This window comes from Kribbella catacumbae DSM 19601 (assembly GCF_000372465.1).
Classification (GTDB): domain Bacteria; phylum Actinomycetota; class Actinomycetes; order Propionibacteriales; family Kribbellaceae; genus Kribbella; species Kribbella catacumbae.
Genome location: NZ_AQUZ01000044.1, coordinates 13,514 through 34,161 on the forward strand (window position 1 = coordinate 13,514; position 20,648 = coordinate 34,161).

The 20,648-nt window shown below is 67.2% G+C and carries 20 protein-coding genes; 3 read left to right on the forward strand and 17 right to left on the reverse strand.

All coding sequences use genetic code 11. The annotated features are described in order from the left end of the window. Positions 1-29: 29 nt before the first annotated feature. The gene (locus tag A3ES_RS0133310; protein WP_020391181.1) at positions 30-455 is read right to left on the reverse strand and encodes a molybdenum cofactor biosynthesis protein MoaE; all 426 of its coding nucleotides are present in this window, start codon (positions 453-455) and stop codon (positions 30-32) included. Between the two features lie 161 nt (positions 456-616). On the opposite strand from A3ES_RS0133310, the gene A3ES_RS0133315 reads away from it, so the two are divergent. Beyond that, on the forward strand, positions 617-1,912 hold the full coding sequence (locus A3ES_RS0133315) for a zinc-dependent metalloprotease (RefSeq protein ID WP_020391182.1): 1,296 nt from the start codon (positions 617-619) through the stop codon (positions 1,910-1,912). Further along, positions 1,909-2,451 (forward strand): NUDIX hydrolase, encoded by a 543-nt coding sequence (locus A3ES_RS0133320; RefSeq protein WP_020391183.1) that lies wholly within the window; start codon positions 1,909-1,911, stop codon positions 2,449-2,451. The genes A3ES_RS0133315 and A3ES_RS0133320 overlap by 4 nt, the downstream gene beginning before the upstream one ends. A 176-nt stretch (positions 2,452-2,627) precedes the next feature. Here the strand turns inward: A3ES_RS0133320 and A3ES_RS0133325 are convergent, their stop codons facing one another. From A3ES_RS0133325 to A3ES_RS0133355, 7 genes are read right to left on the reverse strand one after another with little or no spacing between them, the layout of a single operon-like run. Then, positions 2,628-3,239 (reverse strand): DUF2064 domain-containing protein, encoded by a 612-nt coding sequence (locus A3ES_RS0133325; protein ID WP_040456172.1) that lies wholly within the window; start codon positions 3,237-3,239, stop codon positions 2,628-2,630. Positions 3,240-3,297: 58 nt separating this feature from the next. Continuing rightward, positions 3,298-3,936: a response regulator transcription factor gene (locus A3ES_RS0133330; RefSeq protein WP_020391185.1), complete on the reverse strand. Its 639-nt coding sequence runs from the start codon at positions 3,934-3,936 to the stop codon at positions 3,298-3,300. 46 nt (positions 3,937-3,982) lie between these two features. After that, entirely contained in the window at positions 3,983-5,914 is a 1,932-nt protein-coding gene (locus A3ES_RS0133335) for a hypothetical protein (RefSeq protein WP_026163445.1), read from the reverse strand. After that, the gene (locus A3ES_RS0133340; RefSeq protein ID WP_020391187.1) at positions 5,911-6,543 is read right to left on the reverse strand and encodes a PulJ/GspJ family protein; all 633 of its coding nucleotides are present in this window, start codon (positions 6,541-6,543) and stop codon (positions 5,911-5,913) included. The genes A3ES_RS0133335 and A3ES_RS0133340 overlap by 4 nt, the downstream gene beginning before the upstream one ends. Beyond that, positions 6,534-6,983 carry a type IV pilus modification PilV family protein gene (locus A3ES_RS0133345; protein ID WP_020391188.1) on the reverse strand — a complete coding sequence of 150 codons (450 nt, stop codon included), beginning with the start codon at positions 6,981-6,983 and terminating at the stop codon, positions 6,534-6,536. Before A3ES_RS0133345 ends, A3ES_RS0133340 begins: the two co-directional genes overlap by 10 nt. Next, on the reverse strand, positions 6,983-8,188 hold the full coding sequence (locus A3ES_RS0133350) for a type II secretion system F family protein (protein WP_020391189.1): 1,206 nt from the start codon (positions 8,186-8,188) through the stop codon (positions 6,983-6,985). The genes A3ES_RS0133345 and A3ES_RS0133350 overlap by 1 nt, the downstream gene beginning before the upstream one ends. After that, positions 8,185-9,507 (reverse strand): GspE/PulE family protein, encoded by a 1,323-nt coding sequence (locus A3ES_RS0133355; protein ID WP_020391190.1) that lies wholly within the window; start codon positions 9,505-9,507, stop codon positions 8,185-8,187. The genes A3ES_RS0133350 and A3ES_RS0133355 overlap by 4 nt, the downstream gene beginning before the upstream one ends. A 104-nt stretch (positions 9,508-9,611) precedes the next feature. Here A3ES_RS0133355 and A3ES_RS0133360 point away from each other — a divergent pair, with 104 nt between their 5' ends. Continuing rightward, entirely contained in the window at positions 9,612-10,808 is a 1,197-nt protein-coding gene (locus tag A3ES_RS0133360) for an RNA-guided endonuclease InsQ/TnpB family protein (protein ID WP_020391191.1), read from the forward strand. 36 nt (positions 10,809-10,844) lie between these two features. Here the strand turns inward: A3ES_RS0133360 and A3ES_RS0133365 are convergent, their stop codons facing one another. From A3ES_RS0133365 to A3ES_RS0133405, 9 genes are all read right to left on the reverse strand, one after another. Then, positions 10,845-11,939, reverse strand: a complete 1,095-nt coding sequence (locus A3ES_RS0133365; RefSeq protein ID WP_040456173.1) for a type IV pilus twitching motility protein PilT — start codon at positions 11,937-11,939, stop codon at positions 10,845-10,847. Between the two features lie 108 nt (positions 11,940-12,047). Further along, the gene (locus A3ES_RS49295) at positions 12,048-12,461 is read right to left on the reverse strand and encodes a type II secretion system protein (RefSeq protein ID WP_020391193.1); all 414 of its coding nucleotides are present in this window, start codon (positions 12,459-12,461) and stop codon (positions 12,048-12,050) included. A gap of 265 nt (positions 12,462-12,726) precedes the next feature. Then, complete coding sequence (locus tag A3ES_RS0133375) at positions 12,727-13,380, reverse strand: response regulator transcription factor (protein ID WP_020391194.1); 654 nt, start codon at positions 13,378-13,380, stop codon at positions 12,727-12,729. Between the two features lie 163 nt (positions 13,381-13,543). Then, positions 13,544-15,628, reverse strand: a complete 2,085-nt coding sequence (locus A3ES_RS0133380; protein WP_020391195.1) for a pilus assembly PilX family protein — start codon at positions 15,626-15,628, stop codon at positions 13,544-13,546. After that, positions 15,625-16,248 carry a PulJ/GspJ family protein gene (locus tag A3ES_RS0133385; RefSeq protein ID WP_020391196.1) on the reverse strand — a complete coding sequence of 208 codons (624 nt, stop codon included), beginning with the start codon at positions 16,246-16,248 and terminating at the stop codon, positions 15,625-15,627. Before A3ES_RS0133385 ends, A3ES_RS0133380 begins: the two co-directional genes overlap by 4 nt. Next, positions 16,245-16,709: a type IV pilus modification PilV family protein gene (locus A3ES_RS0133390; protein ID WP_020391197.1), complete on the reverse strand. Its 465-nt coding sequence runs from the start codon at positions 16,707-16,709 to the stop codon at positions 16,245-16,247. Before A3ES_RS0133390 ends, A3ES_RS0133385 begins: the two co-directional genes overlap by 4 nt. Further along, positions 16,709-17,914 (reverse strand): type II secretion system F family protein, encoded by a 1,206-nt coding sequence (locus A3ES_RS0133395; protein WP_020391198.1) that lies wholly within the window; start codon positions 17,912-17,914, stop codon positions 16,709-16,711. The genes A3ES_RS0133390 and A3ES_RS0133395 overlap by 1 nt, the downstream gene beginning before the upstream one ends. 1 nt (position 17,915) lies before the next feature. Beyond that, positions 17,916-19,553: a GspE/PulE family protein gene (locus A3ES_RS0133400; protein WP_020391199.1), complete on the reverse strand. Its 1,638-nt coding sequence runs from the start codon at positions 19,551-19,553 to the stop codon at positions 17,916-17,918. Continuing rightward, on the reverse strand, positions 19,550-20,644 hold the full coding sequence (locus A3ES_RS0133405) for a type IV pilus twitching motility protein PilT (RefSeq protein ID WP_020391200.1): 1,095 nt from the start codon (positions 20,642-20,644) through the stop codon (positions 19,550-19,552). Before A3ES_RS0133405 ends, A3ES_RS0133400 begins: the two co-directional genes overlap by 4 nt. Between the last annotated feature and the right edge of the window lie 4 nt (positions 20,645-20,648).

The following is a 20,648-nucleotide window of genomic DNA, read 5'->3' on the forward strand; positions in this document are numbered from 1 at the left end:
CGGCCACCTTCATGCGCCCAGCGTACGGGTCAACAAGCGCCTACCCACTCGCTCGCACCGTCGGTGAAGTGCTGGTGTTTCCAAATCGGAACCTCCGCCTTGAGGTCGTCGATCAGCTGACGGCAGGCGGCGAAGGCGACATCGCGGTGCGCGGCGGCCACCGCGACGATCACGGCGGCGTCGCCGATGGCCAGTACGCCGGTGCGATGCACCGCCGCCAGAGCGGTCACGGCGGGGTTCTCGCAGACCCGCTCGGCGACCGCGCGGAGGTGTTTCAGCGCTTCCGGGTGCGCCTCGTAGCGCAGTTCGTCGACCGGGCGCTCGTGATCGTGGTTACGGACGGTGCCGATGAACAGCGCCGTACCGCCCGCGCTCGGATCGGCGATCGCGGCCAGCACCTCGTCGCTGGACAGCGCGGAGTCGCGAATGTCCAGCAGCCTGATCGCCTCAGTCATGATCGGTCCCTTACTCTCTGCGCGCACCATACTGTCTACATGGTTGCGCCAAGGGCGCGAAGCCCGCAGTACTACCGTAATGCGTTCGCCTGTGGAGGAACGGAGCCGGGCAGCCAGTACGTTGGAGTAGTACGCCCCACTGCACAGGAAGGCCCACTCCGATGAGCGACGAACCGGACAACCCGTTCAAGGGAACTCCGTTCGAGGCCATGTTCCAGCAGTTCTCCGGTGCGGCCGGCCCTGGTGGCGTAGACCTGAACGCGATCTTCGCGCAGGTCCAGCAGCTGCTCAGCGGTTCGGGCGACGGCAAGCCAGTGAACTGGGAACTCGCCAAGGACATCGCACGCAAGACCGTCTCCGCTGCCGGGGACCGCTCGGTCACGCCGACCGACAACGAGCGTGTCGCCGACGCGGTGCGGCTGGCCGAGCACTGGCTCGACCTCGCGACCACACTGCCTGAGGCCTCAGCCACGTCCGCGGCCTGGAGCCGGGCCGAGTGGGTGGAGAACACCCTGCCGGTCTGGCAGACAGTCGTCGACCCCGTCGCCGAGCACGTCGCAGGCGCGATGGGCGGCGCGCTGCCGGCCGAGGCGCAGCAGTTGGCCGGCCCGATGGCAGGCATGCTCCGCCAGCTCGGCGGCTCGATCTTCGGCGCCCAGGTCGGTCAGGCGCTGGGTGAGCTCGCCGGCGAGGTGGTGAGCGCCTCCGACATCGGTCTGCCGCTCGGCCCGGCCGGCCAGGCGGTACTGGTACCGGACAACGTGGCGAAGTTCGCCGAGGGTCTGGGCCTCACCGACGAGGACGTCCGGCTGTACCTCGCGCTGCGCGAGTGCGCGCACCAGCGGCTGTTCGCCGGGGTGCCGTGGCTGCGGCAGCACCTGTTCGCCGCCGTCGCCGACTACGCCTCGGGGATCGAGGTCGACAGCGGCAAGATCGAGCGCGCGATGGCCGACATCGACATGCAGAACCCGGAGGCGATGCAGGAAGCCCTGGCGGGTGGCCTGTTCGAGCCGGAGGACTCTGAGGCGCAGAAGGCAGCACTGGTCCGGCTGGAGACAGCGCTCGCGCTGGTCGAGGGCTGGGTCGACGACGTCGTCCGCGAGGCGACCAAGGACCGGATGCCGGCCGCAGTACAGCTCGCCGAGACCGTACGGCGTCGCCGCGCGGCCGGGGGTCCGGCGGAGCAGACCTTCGCCACTCTGGTCGGGCTGCAGCTCCGCCCCCGGCGACTGCGGGACGCGGCGAACCTGTGGGCCGCAGTACGGGATGCCCGTGGGGTCGATGGGCGCGACGAGTTGTGGTCGCACCCGGATCTGCTGCCGAGCGCTGCTGATCTCGACGACCCGATCGGCTTCGCGCAGCACGCTGGTGAGCTGGCTGACATCGACATCACCGACTTCCTGACTGATGAGGGTGACGGGGACAAGGGCACCGGCGACGGCTCAGCCGACAAGTGACGCTGCACGCTGACGCCACCGCCGTACTCACCAGCTGGGAACCGCCGGACGCCGAGCAGGCCGAGCTGCGTGAGTACTACCTGAAGTACCTCGCCGGGCACGAGGACGGGATGTGGCGGAGCAGCCGGCCGGAGCATCTGACGGCGAGTGCCCTGGTCGTGGATCCTGCCGCGCCCAGGGTGCTGCTGACGCTGCATGCCGTTGTGAATCGGTGGCTACAGGTTGGCGGGCACTGTGAGATGGGCGACACGACGTTGGCTGGGGCGGCGCTGCGTGAGGCGACCGAGGAGTCTGGTCTGGCGGGTCTTGAGATCGATCTGGAACCGCTGCAGCTGTCGCGGCATGAGCTCACCGCCGGTGGGTGCAAAGGTGCTTTTCACCTAGATGTTCAGTTCCGGGTGACGGCTGCGGCGGGGACTGAACATGTGGTTAGTGAGGAGTCGCACGATCTGGCCTGGTTCGGGGTCGAAGCGCTTCCGGACGGGGTCGATCACAGTGTCGAGGAGCTGGTGAGGCGGGCATTCCGACCGGCCACTTGATCGTGGCTTGGGTCGGTGGGCCGTCGTCGCTCCCCCCTTCACCGGGCTGTCGGTAGCACCGCCCCTGAACGGCACCGGCAGATCGGTTGCGACGACGGCCACTGAGGTCCCCGTGACTAAATTCCCCCATGTCCCCGCTGCCTGGTGAAACGAGCCAGCGCGCAGAAGGTGACGGCTCAGGCACCCCGAAGTAGTGATCGGGTGGCGTCCCAGCCTTCAAGGCCTGGGTCCAGGCGGGCCAGGTCGGCGGCGGAGCGGAGGCGGTGCCAGCCGGGGCCGGTGGCGATTGCGTGGCGGCGGGGTTTGAGCTGCTCTAGGTCTGCCAGCGGGGTGTCGAAGGTTGGTGCGGCGTTGGTGATCCAGGTGGCGAGGGGCAGGCTTACGCCGATGGCGGCTAGTGAGCCGTCCTCTGCTGGAGTCACTGCCAGGTCGGCTGAGCCGAGGGCGCGGAACAGCTTGCCGATCAGGAGGCCGGGGAGGTCTGGTACGTCGTAGCTGACAGCTACTACGGCGGCAGCGGGGCCGGCCTGCTCTATTGCGTCGAGCACGGGGCGCGGCGAGTCGACGGAGTACACGGGAGTCTCGGGCCAGGTTAGGGCGGCTATTTGGGATAGGGCTGCCTTGTCTCCGCCGGTGACGGCTACTGCTACTTCTACTCGGTCTAGGGAGGCCAGTACTTCGTATGTGTCCTCGGCTAGTGCCAGACGCCAGGCGTCGGGGGTGCGGCCGGGTGGGGCCCAGGTGCCGGCGGCCGGGACGACCAGTACTACGACGCGACGGTCGTTCACTGACAGGGCTCTCCCAAAACTCGGTAGCAGTTCCTTGGAGAGACTAGCTCTCCGAGGGCTAGGACGACTCGAGTAGGCCGAGCTTGAGCGCCGTCATGATCGCCTGGGCGCGGTTCGAGGCGCCGAGCTTCTCGTAGAGGCGTGCCACGTAGGTCTTTGCTGTGGAGAGGCTGACGCACAAGGCGGTGGAGATCGCGCGTACTGAGAGCCCCTGGCCCAGTAGCGAGAGCACCTCGGCCTCCCGTGGACTCAACAGCGGCTGGGCAGGTGGCTGATCACGTCTGGCCATCGCAGGAGCCAGGCCGGTTGCAGTGAAGCTAGTGGCCGCTACTGCCGCATGCCGGATCGCCGCGAGCACCTCTTCGGTCGGCGCTGTGTTGGTGACAAAGGCAGAGACGCCTGAATCGAGCGCTTGGAAGAGGATGTCATCCTGACCATCCGACGCCAGCAGGACGATCCCGAGCTCGGCGTACCGGTCGCGGAGCCCGCGGGCGACCTGTAGACCGTCTAGGTCGGGCAGGGCGACGTCCAAGACCAGTACGTCGGGTTGAGTGGTCGCCACCATCCCCACTGCCTCACCGCCGAATGCTGTCTCGCCGACGATCTCCAGGTCCGGTTCCTGTCCGACCAGTCCGGTCAGGCCGAACCGCACCAGCGTATGGCCGTCCACGACGACAACCTTGATCTGCTCACTCATCACTGTCCCCCACCCGAAGTGCACCACGACCGCGCTCGAACCCCCATCAGCCAGGACGCCACCAACCCAGCACGGTGACTTTTCGCCGACCCGGATCAGGCGAGGACGGGTCGGCGTCGACGAGGCCGATCTTGGCCTGCAGTGCCGGGCGGCCACTGGGCAGGCAGACGAGCGCGCCCGGACACAGGTAGACGGACAAGTGCAGTCCGAAGGTGAATCCCGGTGAAACGTCCGGCAGGTCGATCGCCACACCAGAGAGACTGCCCGTTATCGAAACTCGCAAAGCACGAATCACCACACCGGCTTTCACGAGCGGGCGGCTGCCGCCCGCGATGCTGAGATCCAACGCGGCTTCAGGGGCGGAAACGGTGCCGTCGACATGCACGTTGCCCGAGATCAGGGCACAACCGCTGGTTGGATAGGGGCCTTCGACGACGCAACCACTGCCGGCGCGGAAGGCTGGTTCGCGATACCTGAGTTCCAGCCGAATGGCATCGATGTCTTCGGTGTCGCCCGTGGCAGTGAGACCGGCGGTGAGCGAGATCGTCGCGCCGGTGAACGCACCGCCGTACAGGGCTCTGGCCAGCGAGCCAGTCCGGGAGGCGTCCAGTGGAATCGTTGTCACCCCGTACTCCGATCCGCCTGGCCTCCCGGTAGCCGTGACGGCAAGGGGCGCCCCCGGGCCGACGTCCAGCGAGAGGTCGAGCTTGTCGGTGGTGAGCGGGTCGCTATGGCGGTGGGTGATCTGCAACTCGGCCGATTCGAGCACGGAGCCGACAGGGATCGTGCCTGCTTGGTTGTAGCCGTTCAGGGTCAGGCCGGCGGTGTCGTTAGCCGTGGTGCTCTTCCAGGTCGCAGCAACGCCATCCACTGTGCTGAGGCGACTAGGTGTTGCCGACAGACCGAACTTGCTGAGCAGTGAGACCGCCGTCGGCCGCAGCACCTCACCAGTAGAGGTCTCCGACCCAATGGTGAGCCCGTGGACGGCTACAGGCGGCTTGCTGGCCGAGTAGGTGCCGCAGATCTCCGCCTGTCCACCTTCAACCGCTAGACGGCTGGAGCCGCCGAAGATGAACTGCACGCCAGGCGCGGTGCCGGCCATCGGGCTGACGCAAGAGCCACCCGCTGGAGTCCCTGCGACCAGGGTGCCGCTGTTGACGGTCCAGGTGTTGTCGCCGGACAACAGCGGGTTCGACGTGTTGTGGAAGTCGAAGTAGTACACCCCCGGCTTGAACCACCAAGTGCTGTGGCGGCAAGGGCTGGTGCCGCTCATCATCGTGGACAAGCCCTCGGCGTCGTCGTAGTAGCCGGGGATGAAGCTGACGACCGAGTTGGGCGTAGTACAGGCCGGTAGGGAGCGGTGGGCCGGGACGGTACCTACCGCCGGCTGATAGGCAGGAGCGGACTGAGGCGCGACCGCCAGGCCGCAGAGAGGAGCCAGAACGCCGACTGAGCAGATGCCGCGGGCGGAGAGGCTCTCGCTGGCCGAGAGACTGCCTGCGGTGAGGTCGATGCTGGAGTTGGAGAAGACCTTGCCGTGCACGCGGAAGGTCGCATCGGCCGGCTGCGACACAGAGATGCCCGCCTCGCCCGGGATCGTGCTGAGCGCGAGGATGGCGTTCTCCGGACGGTTGCAGTCAGTGTCACCCGAGCACTGGACCACGACCTGCTTAGGGTCCGGCTGGCACTTCACCGCGACCGGGCTCAGCCCGTCGAAGGCGAGCAGGGACAGCGTGTCCGACAGGCCGAAGCAGCGTTGCCCCGGTTCGCCGTTGTAGCTGCTGTTGCGCAGGTTGTTGATCGCCGCCTGCATCGCCCCATCAGCCGTGGACGCCGCGGCTGCCTCCTGCCGCAGTGAGGCAGTCACCTTCTGCGCCGCATCCGACCTCGTCAGCAACGCGGACAGCGCCAACGCCACGACAGTGATCACCACCAGCACCATCAGCAGAGACGATCCGCGCTCGTCGCGCCTCCTCATGACTGCCTCCGCAGGCCGGTCAGCACGACCTCATGGTCACCGCTGGACGGCTTGGTCGCCATGTACCGCAGCGTCACCGACAGCGGCGCGACGACCGCAGTACACGGTGTCGAGCAGCTCACGGACACGCTCCCGGGTTTGACGTTCTCGGACAGCCGGACATCCGACGACGGAGTACTCGAGCCGACACACCTCGCTCGGTGCAGCTCGAACACCCTGTCGACGGGCTTGAGGTAGTACGCGACGACGGCGGTACGGCGTGCTGGCGGAGCGGCGGTGAGATCCCAGTCGTCCGAGAGCAGGCGCAGGACAGAATCGGGAAGCGGGCCGCAGGTCGTGCCGCCAGAGTCATCGGCCGCGCCCAGCTGGATCGACGGCTTGAACGGCAGGGATCCCCCGCCGATCGCCGCACCGTAGTCCCGCAATCCGACGGCCGCAACGTCCCGGGCGAAATAGACCGCGCCGAGTTGCTCGTCCTGGGACAGATCGAGCCGGTCCGACGTCGCACTCATCTGTTTGAGTGCGGTGATGACAAGGCCGGACAGCGCGAGCGACACCACCCCCATCAAGGTCATCGTGATCAGCACCTCGATCAGGGTGAAGCCTCGCTCCGAGCGCTTCAGGTGCACGGCGGGTCCTCCACGCCACAAGGCTTCCGGAGTACGACGTCCAGGTACTCCGAAGCCCGGCCGTCCGCGCTCTCCACCGATATCCGCAGCTTCTGCAGGCCACGATCCGGCAGGCACAGCGGCAACCACAACACCCCGGTCCAGTACCGCACGGATCCGGAGACGATCCGCGCAGTGAACCCCGCGGGCGGCGCGAACCCCGGTACGACGTACGAGCCGGCATTCGCGCAGGCGACATAGTGGCCGCTAGCAACAAATTGCTGAAGCGCCGACGCGTAGTTGCGCACCACCGTGCCGGCCGTCGCCTGCTTGCGCTGGACGTCGGACAGCAGCACGGTCGTGGTCAGCCCGGACATCACCGCCACGATCGCCACCCCCATCAGGGCGATGGCGACAACCAACTCCAGCAGACTCTCCCCGCGATCCCCGTGCCCGCGCATCAGCCCTGCACCTGCCGGAACACCCCGTACATCGCCGACACCAAAGCGATCGCGACAAACCCGACCACAGCACCCATCACGATGATCACCGCCGGCTCGAACAACCCGATCAGCTTCTTCAGCTTGTAGTCGAGTTCGCCTTCGTAGTACTGCGCCGTCACCTCGAGCTGCCGATCCAGCGTCCCGGTCTCCTCCCCAACCCGCAGCATCTGCGCGGCTGTGCCGGGGAATAGCCCAGTCGCAGCAAGCGGCCTTGCGAGCCCTTCTCCCGCGAGCATCGACGCCATCACACCGCCGAGCGCGCGCCGGAAGACGCGATTGGGCAGTGACCCGGTGGCAATCCGCAATGCCTGCGGCAGTTGGACGCCCGCGGCAACCATCGAGGAGAGGATGCGGCAGAAGCGTTCCACCAAGGCGAAGCGAACCGTCCCGCCGATCACAGGCAGCGCCAGGAACAACCGATCGCGCAGATAGCGGCCCGGCGTCGTACTGAGCAGATAGACCAGCACCAGGATCACCAGCCCGGCAGCGATCATCAGCGCCCACCACCACTGCGTGAGGAAATCCGTGATCCCCAGCAGAATCCGGGTCGGCAGCGGCAACTCAGCGCCCAGGCTGTCGAAGAACTCCTTGAACCGCGGCAGCACGAACCCGGCCAGCACGACCATCGTCACCAGCGACATCCCCGCGACGACAGCCGGGTAGATGAGGGCCTGCTTGATCCGGCGCCGGGCCTCCAGATCGCGTTCGAGGTACCGGGCGAGCTGCGCCAGCACGGTGTCGAGGCGACCGCTCAGCTCGGCCGACCGCAGGATGCCGCGGTAGAACTCCGGGAAGATCCGCGGATGCCGGTCGAAGCAGTCAGAAAGCTTCTCGCCGTCCCGCAGGCCGTCCTCGACCTCGTACATCATCCGGCGCACGGTCATGTTCTCCGACTCCCGGCCGAGAGTGTGGACGGATTCGGTCAGCGGCATGCCGGCCTGGACAAAGGCGCCCAGCTGCCTGGTCAGGTGCATCACCTCTTCCCGCTTCACCCTTCGAGCGGTGATTTCCAGTTTCAGCAGGCCCGGCTTCTCGGTCAGCCGGATGTTGCGCAGCTCGCGTTCGGCCAGTGCCAGCTCGGCGTCCTCACGCGTGTCGGCGCGAGTCGTCCCGCGCTTGGTCTTGCCGCCGGGCTCCACCGCGACATAGGCGTACCGGGTCATTGCATCCCCACCGTATAGATCGAGCGGACGACTTCGGCGACCGTCGTGACGCCGGCCTGGACCAGTCGCGCGCCTTCCTCCTGCAGGGTCCGCATCCCTTCGTAGCAAGCGGTCTTGCGGATCTCGGCGAGCGGCGCGCGGTCCACCACCAGTTCACGGATCGTGTCACTGACCGGCATCAGCTCGTACACGCCGGTCCGCTCGAGGTACCCGGTCTGCGCGCACTGGTCGCAGCCGGCGCCGCGGATGAGTCCGCCCAACGGCACCGCTGCCCCGGTACTGCGGAGAAACGCGACCTCGGGCGCGGGCGGTTCGTAGTACTCGCGGCAGTTGAGGCAGATCCGGCGGATCAGCCGTTGCGAGATCACCGCGCTCACCGAGGAGGCGACCAGGAAGGTCTCGATCCCCATGTCCAGCAGGCGATGCAGCGCGGTCGCGGTGTCGGTGGCGTGCACCGACGACAGCACGAAGTGCCCGGTCAGCGCGGACTGGACCGCGATCCGGGCCGTCTCGGCGTCCCGCATCTCGCCGACCAGGATCACGTCGGGGTCCTGGCGCAGGATCGACTTCAGCCCGGTGGCGAAGGTGATCCCGGCGGCCTCGTTGATCTGGATCTGGTTGATCGAGGCATACGAGTACTCGACCGGATCCTCGATCGTCATGATGTTGCGCTCCGGACTGTCGATCTCGCTCAGCGACCCGTACAGCGTCGTTGTCTTGCCACTCCCCGTCGGCCCCGCGCAGATGACCATCCCGTACGGCGTACGCAGCAGCGCGGCGTACCGCTCGGCCAGCTCCGGGGCCATCCCCAGCTGCTCCAGCCGGAACAGCGGGCGGCTCTTGTCGAGCAGCCGCAGGACGACCTTCTCACCGCCGACCACCGCCACCGTGGAGACGCGGATGTCGACCTCGCGGCCTTCGATCCGCATCCGGATCTGGCCGTCCTGGGAGCGGCGGCGCTCGATGATGTTCAGGTCGGCGAGCACCTTGATCCGGCTGACCACGGCCGGCCCGATCGCGCCCGGCAACTCGATCTGCTCGCGCAGCGCGCCGTCGACGCGGTACCGGACCCGCACCACCTTGCCGTGCGGTTCGAGGTGGATGTCCGAGGCGCGGTCGCGCAGGCCCTGGGTGATGATCAGCTGGACGACCTGGACGACCGGCGCGTCCTCGTTCTCGACGGCGACGTCGTCCGGCGTCAGATGCCTTGCCTGGAACGCCTTCACGCGCTCAGCGACACCGGCCAGCGCATTGTGTTCCAGTGGGTCGGATGCGGCCTGCTGCGCCTGGGGCGCGGTCCCCCGTCCGCGATGTTTCATCGGATTGGTCGCGGGGATTCCCCGTCCTTCAGGGCGGAGAGTAACCGCGACCCCCTCCCTTCGGAGATCGGGGACTGTCGGTCCCGGCTGATTGGATCAATGGCATGTCCCGGTTCCGGATGTACCCGACTCAAACGCAGCAAGCCGCGCTGCTGGGGCACTGCGGGCATGCCCGGTATGTGTGGAACCTTGCTCTTGAGCAGTGGTCGATGTGGACCCGCGACAACGGCGCGTCGCCTGGCTACGTCAAGCAGGCGAAGCAGCTGACCGAGGCGCGGGCCGTGTTTGGCTGGCTGCGGGCCGGGTCGCAGACCGTGCAACAGCAGGCGCTGCGAGACTTCGACCAGGCCGTCAGGAACTTCTACGCAGGGACTCACCGGCGGCCGAGGTGGCGCAAAGCCGGGCTGCATGAGGGGTTCCGCATCGTCGGTAGTCAGGCGTCCCGGGTGCTGAAGCTGAATCGGAAGTGGGCCGCGGTGAACGTGCCGAAGGTCGGCTGGGTGCGGTTGCGGCTGTCGCGTGCCGTTCCGGTAGCGAAGTCGTACCGGGTCACCCGTGACCGGGTGGGTCGCTGGCATCTCGCGTTCGCCGTCGTCCCGGAGCCGATCCCCGCGCCGGGTACGGGTGAGGTGGTCGGTGTGGACCGGGGCGTGACGGTGTCGGCGGCCCTGTCCACCGGTGAACTCCTGACCTGTCCGGGTCTGTCGGACCGCGAGCAGGAACGGCTGAAGCACCTGCAACGTCGCCTGGCCCGCTGCCGCCGCGGCTCCAACCGCCGCCGGCGGGTGAAGGCTGCGATCGCGAAGCTGTATGCCCGCTCCGGTGACCGCCGCAAGGACTGGGTGGAGAAGACCAGCACCGACCTTGCACGGCGGTTCGACGTCATCCGGGTGGAAGACCTGCGCATTGCCCAGATGACCAGGCGGCCCAAACCCAAACCCGATCCCGAACAACCAGGCAGGTACTTGCCGAACCGTCGCCGCGCCAAAGCCGGACTCAACCGCGGCATCCTGGCCAACGCCTGGGGCGACCTGGTGACCCGGCTGGAGCACAAGGCGGCTGGGCGGGTCGAGAAGGTGAAGGCCGCGTACACGTCGCAGACCTGTAGCGTCTGCGGGCATTGCACACCGGACAACCGCGAGAACCAAGCGGTGTTCCGGTGCGTAGCCTGCGGGCATCGGGCTAACGCGGATGTGAACGCGGCAGTGAACATCGCGGCCGGACGGGCCGTCAGCGCACGCCGAGAGACGCCGGTACGGGTCTCGCTGAAGCGTGAACCTCAACTCGCTACCTCCACGTAGTAGTTGGAATCCCCGCCCTTCAGGACGGGGAGGACGTCAAGGTCTGCTACCCGCTCCTGTCCTCGGTCTGACTTCGAGTTCCTTCGGATGGGAGCAGCGCGAGACGGCATCGGCGTACGAGATCTCGCCGGCCTGGAGCAGCGACGACAGCGACTGCTCGAGCGTGATCATGCCTTCGCGGCGCCCGGTCACCAGCGCGTTGCGCAGTTGGTGCGTCTTGCCTTCCTTGATCAGGTTGCGGATGCCGGCGTTGGCGACCATCACCTCGAAGGCGGCGACCATGCCACCGCCGGTCCGCGGTACGAGTCGCTGGTAGACGACACCGCTGAGCGCCGCGCTGAGCTGGACCCGGACCTGGGCCTGTTGCTCGGCTGGGAAGACGTCGATGATCCGGGCCAGCGACTGTGCGGTGTCGTTGGTGTGCAGGGTGGCGAAAACGAGGTGGCCGGTCTCGGCGATCGTCAGCGCGAACCGGATCGACTCCAGGTCGCGCATTTCGCCGACCAGCAAGACATCCGGGTCCTCCCGCAACGCCGCCCGGAGCGCGTCTGGGAACGATGCCGTGTCACTCCCCACTTCGCGCTGATTGACCGCCGAGCGGCGATGCTCGTGCACGTACTCGATCGGGTCCTCGATGGTGATGATGTGACAGGCCCGGTCGGTGTTGATCTGGTGGATCACCGAGGCGAGCGTGGTCGACTTGCCCGAACCGGTCGGGCCGGTGACCAGGACGAGGCCCTGGTGCAGCTGCGCGAACTTGGTGATCACCTCGGGCAGGCCGAGCTCCGACATGGCCGGGATGCTGCGCGGGATGATCCGCAGCGCGAGGGCGGTGTCGCCGCGCTGGGTGAAGGCGTTCGCGCGGATCCGGGCGTTCTGCCGCCACGAGAACGAGAAGTCGTGCTCGTAGGTGGTCTGCCAGACGTTCGACCGGTGCGGGTTGAGCATCTCGGCGAGCAGGTTGTCGGTGTCGATCCTGGTCAGCGGCGTACGGTCGGCGACGGGCCGCAGTACGCCGTGAACGCGCAACTGCGGCGCCATCCCCACTGTCAGGAGCAGGTCGGTGCCGCCGGCGTTCCAGAGTTCTTCGAGCAACAGGTCCACCCTGCCGCCAGGCACGGGAACTTTCATCGAAACCCTTCCACCCGTTGAGCCCCGCTCAACGGGTGGACCGGCACTCCTCCGAGCCGGTCCACCCGCTGCCGCGCCGTGAGGGGCGCGGGGAGGGGCGGGAATCGATCAGGTACAGGCGCCGGTCGCGGTGACCAGGCCGTTGACGCCGAGGGTGATCGTGTAGCCGGTACCGACGGGGCGGTCGCGGAGGAGCTGGTCGATGCCGACGGTGAGGGCGAGCCAGCCTGCGTCTCCGGCCGGCGGGTAGGTGCCGTTCTTGGCGTAGAACGCCTCGACGGCGACCTGCACGGTCTTCTTGTCGGTCTTACATGCGGCAACGTTGCCACGATCCTGAATACCGCTGACGGCGAACACGACGATGCCGGACAGCACGCCGAGGATCACGATCACGATCAGCAGTTCGATCAGGGTGAAGCCGGACTCGCTCTTGTGCGCGTGGACTCGGCGGGCTGGTTGCTGGTTCGAGGCGCGGTGGACGGTTCGGGCGGCCAGGACGGTGGCCCGAAGGCGGTGTTCCATGGTGCTTCCTTTGCAGATGCTCCGGCAGGCGACGGAGACAGGGTCTTCCAGGCGCGGCCGCACGCGGCGGATCGACCGGAGCACTGCAGATCCGACCCCTGGATCCAGTGCACGAAGCCGACGCTGATCCCCCAGATGCCGGTTGCTGCCGCGACAAACACTCGTCTCTGCAAGGCCCGCGTCACAGCGGGCGAACGCCCGACGTTCTTGACCACTCAGCTGACACCTGTCAGCCGATCGGCCGACAGGTGTCAGGGTGCGACGGCTAGGCAGGCACCGAGAGGCTCTGCTCGATCAGGCCGAGGCGTAGGGCGCCCATGATGGCTTGGGCGCGGTTGCAGGCGCCGAGCTTCTCGTAGAGCCGCGCAACGTAGGTCTTGGCTGTCGAGTGACTGACGTACATCGACTTGGCGATGGTCGGCACCGACAATCCGTCCACCAACAGCGACAGCACCTCTCGCTCGCGCGGGCTGAGCACGAGCCCGGTCGCCACTGTTGCCCGCCGGCCCAGGGCCAGCGCAAGGCCTGTGGCCGTGAAGGACGCGGCCGCTACCGCGGCGTGCCGGATCGCGGCGAGTACTTCCGCGTTGGGCGCCGTCTTGCAGACGAACGCGGACACGCCTGTCTCCAGGGCGCGGAAGAGGACATCGTCTTCGGTGGCGGACGTGAGCAGGACGATGCCGAGGTCCGGATAGCGGTCCCGGAACTCGCGGGCGACCCGCAGCCCGTCGCCGTCCGGGAGCGCGACGTCGAGCACGACCACGTCGGGTGCGGCTGCCGCCACGACGGCGGCGGCCTCCGCGGCGCAACCGCACTCCCCCACGATCCGGATGTCAGCGGCCGAGCTCACCAGGCTCACCAGGCCGTACCTCGTTAGCGTGTGTCCGTCGATGACGGCCACACCAATCGAATCTGTCATGCGGTCCCCCCGCTGATATTACGTTCCGTGACAAATGACGATGAAAACTACCTTCTGTAACCTTGATCGTTGAACGTACAGCACTTGTTACGGTGTTGGCGGGGGTGCTTTCAACCGTTTGTCTTGCCGATCGTGTGACCCGGTGCCCAAGGGGTGGCCAGACCTAGCCCGGGCGGGACCAGCTCAGGATTGTTACTTGGCGGGCTCCTGCTTGCGGGGTGGTGGGGTCGCTGTCGACCAGTGCCACCTTGGCCCGCAGTACGGGCGAGCCGGCCGGGGCACAGGTCGCTGCCTTGGGGCAGATATAGACGGACAGGTACATGCTGAAGACGAATCCCGGCGAGTCGTCCGGGACCTCGATCACCACACCTGTGTACGCGAAGCTGCCCGTCTCCTTGACCCACAGGGAGCGGGCGATGACGCCGAACCGGAAGACCTGCTCGGCCGCGTTGTTGAGCGTGATGTCGAGCGCGGCCTTCGGCGCGTACGTCGTGCCCTGGACGTAGAACTGGTTGCCGGAGTTGTTGACCGCCGTGACCAGGGAGCAGTTGGCGCCGTCCTCGCCGCCGCCGGTGTAGGGGCCGCTGGTGACACAGCCGCTGCCTGCACGGAACGCCGGCGGGACGAAGGTGAGGTCGAGCTGGATCGAGTCGATGTATTCAGTGTCAGCCTTGGGACTGTTGACGAGATTTGTCTTGAGCTCGATGGTCGAGCCGCTGTAGGTCCCGGCGTTCACAGCCTTGGCGAGCGCTCCGGTCCGCGCTGTGTCGAGCGGGATCGTGTCGACCTTCAGGATCGTGCTGCCGAGCTGGCCTGAAGTCGACCCGGTCAGGGCCGGGCCGCCTCCGGTGGTCAAGGAGACGTCGAAGGAGTCGGCCGCCGTGATGTCGGTATGCCGGTGCAGGATCTTGACCTCGGCGGACGTCAGCACCGACCCCACAGGAATCGCCTCGGTCGGCGCGAAGCCCTGCACTCTGAGGACGGTCGAGTCGTTCTTCTTCGTGCTGTTCCAGGACGCGATCGGGGTGCCGCCGGCCGTTGCGAGGCTTGCGGTCGTCGCATTGGTGAACTCACCCGCAGCCGTCACGCCGGTGAGTTTCAAGGAGTTGCCATCACCGGTCCAGGCCGTCGTCGTATCGGTTCCGGACTTGAGGCCGTAGATCGCGACCGGGGACCTGTCCACCCGGTAGGTTCCGCAGATCTCGGCCTGACCGGCCTTGATCGCGAAGCGGCTGTCCCCACCGAAGATGAACTGCACGCCGACCGCGCTCGCGTTCTTGATCGGGTTGTCGCAGGACCCCGGGATCAACGCCGGTACCGGCGGGCTGGCGATGATCGCGCCCGCCGCGTTGACCGGCGTACCGGCGACCAGGTAGCCGTCGTTGACCGACCAGGTGTTGCCGTCAGGTCCAGCCGTCAGCAGCGGGTTGGCGTTTACCCCGTTGTTGCGGAAGTCGAAGTAGTACACCCCCGGCTTGAACCACCAGGTGCTGTTCTTGCAGGCGCTGTTGCCCTTCATCATGTCGTTCAGCCCGTACACGTCGTCGTAGGTACCGGGGAGGAAGGTCACCACCGAGTTGGGCGTCGTACAGGCCGGCAGGTTGCGGTGCACCGGCGGTTCCGTTGCCGAGGGCGGGTAGTTGGGGTCGTCGCCGAGGACGTTCGGCGTACTGCCGTAGTTGCAGGACGGCGCCGGAGTGCTCTGGATCGTTCCTGTGCAAGTCGTCCGGGCCCAGGTCGAGGCGTTGGTGTTCAGCGCGCCATTGACGACGTTGATGTTCGAGTTGGAGAACACGTTGCCCCGGACCCGGAAGGTCGATCCGGTGTTCTGGCGGATGTTGAGACCGTCCTCACCGCTGACCTCACCGAGGGTCAGGATGGCGTTGCCAGGCCGGTTGCACTGTGACAGCGACGGGCACTGGATCAGCACCTTCTTCGGGTCGGCCTCGCAGGTGACCGCCGCCGAGTCGGCACCGTAGAAACCGTTCAGCTGCAGGGTGTTGGAGCCGCCGAAGCACTTCTGGCCGGCGGCATCGTTGAAGGTGCTGTTGCGGAGGTTGTTGATCGAGGCCTGCAGGGCACCGTCCGCGTTGTACGTCGCAGCCGCCTGGTCGCGGAGTCCTACCGTCGCCCGGATGCCGGTGTCCGATCTGGTCAGCAGGGCCGCCAGGCCGAGCGCGATCACGGTGACCAGGATCATGACCAGGACCAGCGCGGCACCCTGCTCGGAGTGGGCGCGCGACTTCATGACTGCCTCCGCTGACCGTTGAGTGTGATCGGGTATTCGCCGGCCAGCGGCTTCGTCGCCACCAGGCGAAGGGTGATCTCGTTCGGTACCGCCGCCACCTCGCAAGCCGACGAGCAGCCCACGGTGACGCTGCCAGGCTTCACGTTGTGGGCGACCAGTACGTCGACCGGCGTATCGCTGCCCGAACACTTCAGCCGATGCAACTCGGTGCTGCCGGCAACCGTTTTCAGGTAGTAGGCGACGACAACCTTCTTCGGAGTCGTCATCGAGTCCGTCGGATCCCAAGCATCGGACAGGAGCCGCAGCACAGCGACCGGAGTACCGGCTCCTCCACACGTGTAGCCGTCTTGGTTGTAGGCGGCATCCAGTTGGACCGATGGCTTGAAGGGCAACGAGTTGCCGCTCACGTTGTCGTAGTCGCGGATACCGACGCCGGCCACGTCACGGGCGAAGTACGACGAACTGAGCTGCGCGTCGTGCGACAAGTCCATCCGCTCCTGGGTGCTGCCGGTGTTCCTCAGGGCACTCATCACGGTGCCGGACAGCGGGACCGTGATGATGCCGAGGATGACGATCGCCACCAGCAGCTCCACCAGCGTGAAGCCGCCATCGTTTCTCATCCGCATAGGTCCTCACCCAGTCCACAAGGCTTCCGCAGTACTACGACCAGCTGCTCGCTGGCCCGCCCGTCAGCGCTGGCGACCTTGACGGTCAGCTTCTGCAAGCCCTTGTCCGGACCGCAGGCCGGCTGCCACGCCGTACCGTCCCAGTACCGGATCGACCCTGGGACGACTGAGTGCTGGAAGCCCGCCGGCACTGTGAAGGAGCCAAGTGCGTAGGGCGACGGCGAGGCGCAGCCGTCGACATAGTGGCCGTCGGCAACGTAGTTCTGGAGCGCCTCGGCGTAGTCGCGGACCGTGGTACCGGCGGTGGCCTGCTTGCGGTGAATGTCGGACATCAGCACGCTCGTGGTCAAACCGGCCATCAGTGCCACCGCGACGATGCCCATGACCGCGACGGCCAGCAGCATCTCGACCAGGGTCTCCCCTTGTTCGCCGGCGACCTGACGGCGGCGAGACATCAGCCCTGGACCTGACGGAAGATGCCGTACATCGCGGACACCAGCGCCACGGCGACGAAGCCGACGACAACCCCCATCGCGATGATGACGGCCGGCTCGAACAAGCCGATCAGCTTCTTCAGCTTGTACTCGAGCTCGCCCTCGTAGTACTCCGCGGTGACCTCGAGCTGGGTGTCGAGCGTTCCGGTGTCCTCGCCGACGCGCATCATCTGTGCGGCGGTCGACGGGAAGAGGCCGGTGGCGGCCAGCGGCCGGGCCAGTCCTTCGCCCTCGAGCAGCGCCTCACCCGCTCCGCCGAGCGCATGCCGGAAAACCAGGTTCGGCAAGGAGCCGGTCGCGACCCGAAGCGCCTCGGGAAGCTGGACACCGGCGCCGACCATCGACGAGAGGATCCGGCAGAACCGTTCCACCAAAGCGAACCGGATGGTGCCACCGATCACCGGGAGCGCCAGAAACAGCCGGTCCCGGGCGTAACGGCCGCCGTGGGTCCTGGTGATCGCGAACACGATCAGCGCCAGCGCCGCCGCGCCGATGCCGATGGCCCACCACCAAGCGGTGAGAAAGTCGGTGACGGCGAGCAGCATCCGCGTCGGCAGTGGCAGCTCGGCATGCAGACTCGCGAAGAACTCCTTGAACCGTGGCAACACGAACGCCGCCAGCACCACGACGGTGACCAGCGACATGAGCGCCACGATGGCCGGATAGATCATCGCCTGCTTGATCTTGCGCCGCGCTTCCAGATCACGCTCCAGGTACTTCGCCAGCTGGGACAGCACCGTGTCGAGCTGGCCGCTGAGTTCCGCCGAACGCAGGATGCCCCGATAGAACTCGGGGAAGATCTTGGGATGCCGGTCGAAACAGTCCGACAGCTTGTCCCCACCCCGGAGTCCCGCTTCGACCTCGGCCATCATCCGGCGTACGGAGGTGTTGTCGGCCTCCTGGCCCAGGCTGTGGACGGCGTCGATCAGGGGCAGACCAGCCTTGATGAACGCGCCGAGCTGGCGGGACAGGTGCATGACCTCCTCGCGCTTGACCCGCCGGGCGGTGATCTCCAGCTGGAGCAGACCCGGCTTCTCGGTCACCCGGATGTCGCGGAGCTCCCGCTCGTACAGGGCCAGCTCGGCTTCCTCGCGGGTGTCCGCCTTGGTGATCCCCTTGGCGCGCTGACCGTCGGGCGCGAGGGCGACGTACGCGTACCTGGTCATCTCAGCTCCCGACCACGTAGATGGAACGCACGACCTCGGCGACTGTCGTGACTCCCGCTCCGACCAGCCGGACCGCTTCCTCCTGCAGAGTGCGCATGCCCTCGTACCGCGCGACCTTGCGGATCTCGTCGTGGGACGCCCGGTCGACGATCAGCTCGCGGATGGCGTCGGTCACCGGCATCAGTTCGTAGACACCGGTCCGCTCCAGGAAGCCGGTGTGCGAGCAGAAGTTGCAGCCCACGCCCCGAACCAGCCCGCCGACCGGGACCTGGCCACCGAAGGTGTCCAGGAACGCCAGCTCCTCGGCCGGCGGCTGGTAGGTCTCCCGGCAGTTGTGGCAGATCCGGCGGACCAGCCGCTGGGAGACGACCGCGCTGATCGAGGAGGCGATCAGGAAGTTCTCGATTCCCATGTCCAGCAGGCGATGCAGCGCCGTCGCCGCGTCGGTCGCGTGCAGGGACGACAGCACGAAGTGACCGGTCAGCGCGGACTGGACCGCGATCCGCGCGGTCTCCACGTCGCGGACCTCGCCGACCAGGATCACGTCGGGGTCCTGCCGCAGGATCGAGCGAAGCCCACCGGCGAAGGTGATCCCGGCCGAGGAGTTGATCTGGATCTGGTTGATCGAGGAGAACGTGTACTCGACCGGGTCCTCGATCGTCATGATGTTGCGCTCGGGAGTGTTGATCTCGCCGAGCGAGCCGTAGAGCGTGGTGGTCTTGCCACTGCCGGTCGGCCCCGCGCAGATCACCATCCCGTATGGCGACCTGAGCAGGCTGGAGTAGCGCCTGGCCATCTCGGGCGGCATCCCTAGCTGCTCCAGCTTGAACAGCGGGCGGCTCTTGTCGAGGAGCCGCAGGACGACCTTCTCGCCACCGACCACTGCCGTCGTGGAGACCCGGATGTCGACCTCGCGGCCTTCGACGTCCATGCTGATCTGGCCGTCCTGGGGGCGGCGCCGCTCGACGATGTTGAGGTCGGCCATGATCTTGATCCGGCTGACCACCGCCGGGCCGATCGAGCCGGGCAGCTCCAGCTGGTCGTGCAGGGCGCCGTCGACGCGGAACCGGATTCGGACCCGGTCGTCGTGCGGTTCGATGTGTACGTCGGACGCACGATCCCGCAGGGCTTGCGTGATGATGAGTTGCACGACCTGGACGACCGGAGCCTCGTCGTTCGCGGCGGCCACCTCGACCCGGCTGGAGTCCTTGCGGATCACGTCGCGCGCCTCGAACATCTTCAGGCGGGTGTCGATCCCGGTCAGCGCCCGGAAGCTGTTGCCGATGGCGGTGAGGATGTCGGTCGGCGCCGCGATCCGCAGTACGACTCTGCGATCGAGTACGGCCCGCAGGTCGGCCTCGACCTCTGGATCGGCGACCGCGACGGTGATGCTGTCCGCGTCGATGGTCAGCGGGACCGCGGTGAGAGCGCGGGCGGTCTGTTCGTCGATCAGCGCCGCGGCGGCTGGATCCGGGCTGACCGTCCGGAGATCGACCTGGGCGAGCCCGTGCTGCTCGGCGATCTGCCGCGCCCGGTTGCGTTCGATCTGCAGGTCGTCCTGGGACGCGGCCGGCAGTACTTCGGGCCGCGCGGTGAGGGTGACAGTGTCCGCGGCCTGATCACGCTTGCGGTGCCTCATGCCGGCGCTCCTGCCCGCAGCCTCGGCCGCGTCTCGATTTCCTTGGGATAGAGGCTGCGCGCGGCCGCGTCGTCGTACGAGACGGTCCCGGCCTGGACGAGCTCGGACAGCGACTGTTCGAGGGTGAGCATGCCTTCGCGCTGACCGGTGACGAGTGAGTTGCGCAGCTGGTGGGTCTTGCCTTCCTTGATCAGGTTGCGGATCGCGGAGTTCGCGACCATCACCTCGTACGCCGCGATCAGGCCGCCCCCGACGCGCGGGATCAGGCGTTGGTAGACGACGCCACTCAGGGCGGCGGCCAGCTGGACGCGGACCTGCGACTGTTGCTCGGCCGGGAAGACGTCGATGATCCGGGCCAGCGACTGCGCGGTGTCGTTGGTGTGCAAGGTGGCGAAAACCAAGTGGCCGGTCTCGGCGATGGTGAGTGCGAACCGGATCGACTCCAGGTCACGCATCTCGCCAACCAGCAGGACATCGGGGTCCTCGCGCAAGGCCGCCCGGAGTGCGTCGGCGAAGGAGGCGGTGTCGCTGCCGACCTCGCGCTGGTTCACGGCAGAGCGTCGATGGTCGTGCACGTACTCGATCGGGTCCTCGATGGTGATGATGTGGCAGGCCCGGTCGGTGTTGATCTGGTTGATCACGGCCGCGAGCGTGGTCGACTTGCCGGAACCGGTCGGGCCGGTGACGAGGACCAGGCCCTGATGTTGCCGGGCGAACTGGCCGAGGATCGGCGGCAGGCCCAGCTCGGCCATGGTCGGGATGTTGCGGGGGATCATCCGGAGCGCGACGGTGCTGTCGCCGCGCTGGCTGAACGCGTTGCCGCGGATCCGGGCGGTGTCACGCCAGGAGAAGGAGAAGTCGAGTTCGAAGGTGTTGCACCAGGCTTCGGCCTGTACCGGTGTGAGGAGCTCGGTGAGTAGCTGGTCGGTGTCGTCGTGGGTCAGTGCCGTGGCGCCGTTGGCCGGGTGAAGGTCGCCGTGGACGCGGAGCTGCGGTGGCATGCCCACAGTCAGCAGCAGGTCGGTGCCGCCGGCCGTCCAAAGCTCCTCCAGCAGCACGTCGACGCGGCTACCGCGAGCAAGACCTTTCATGACG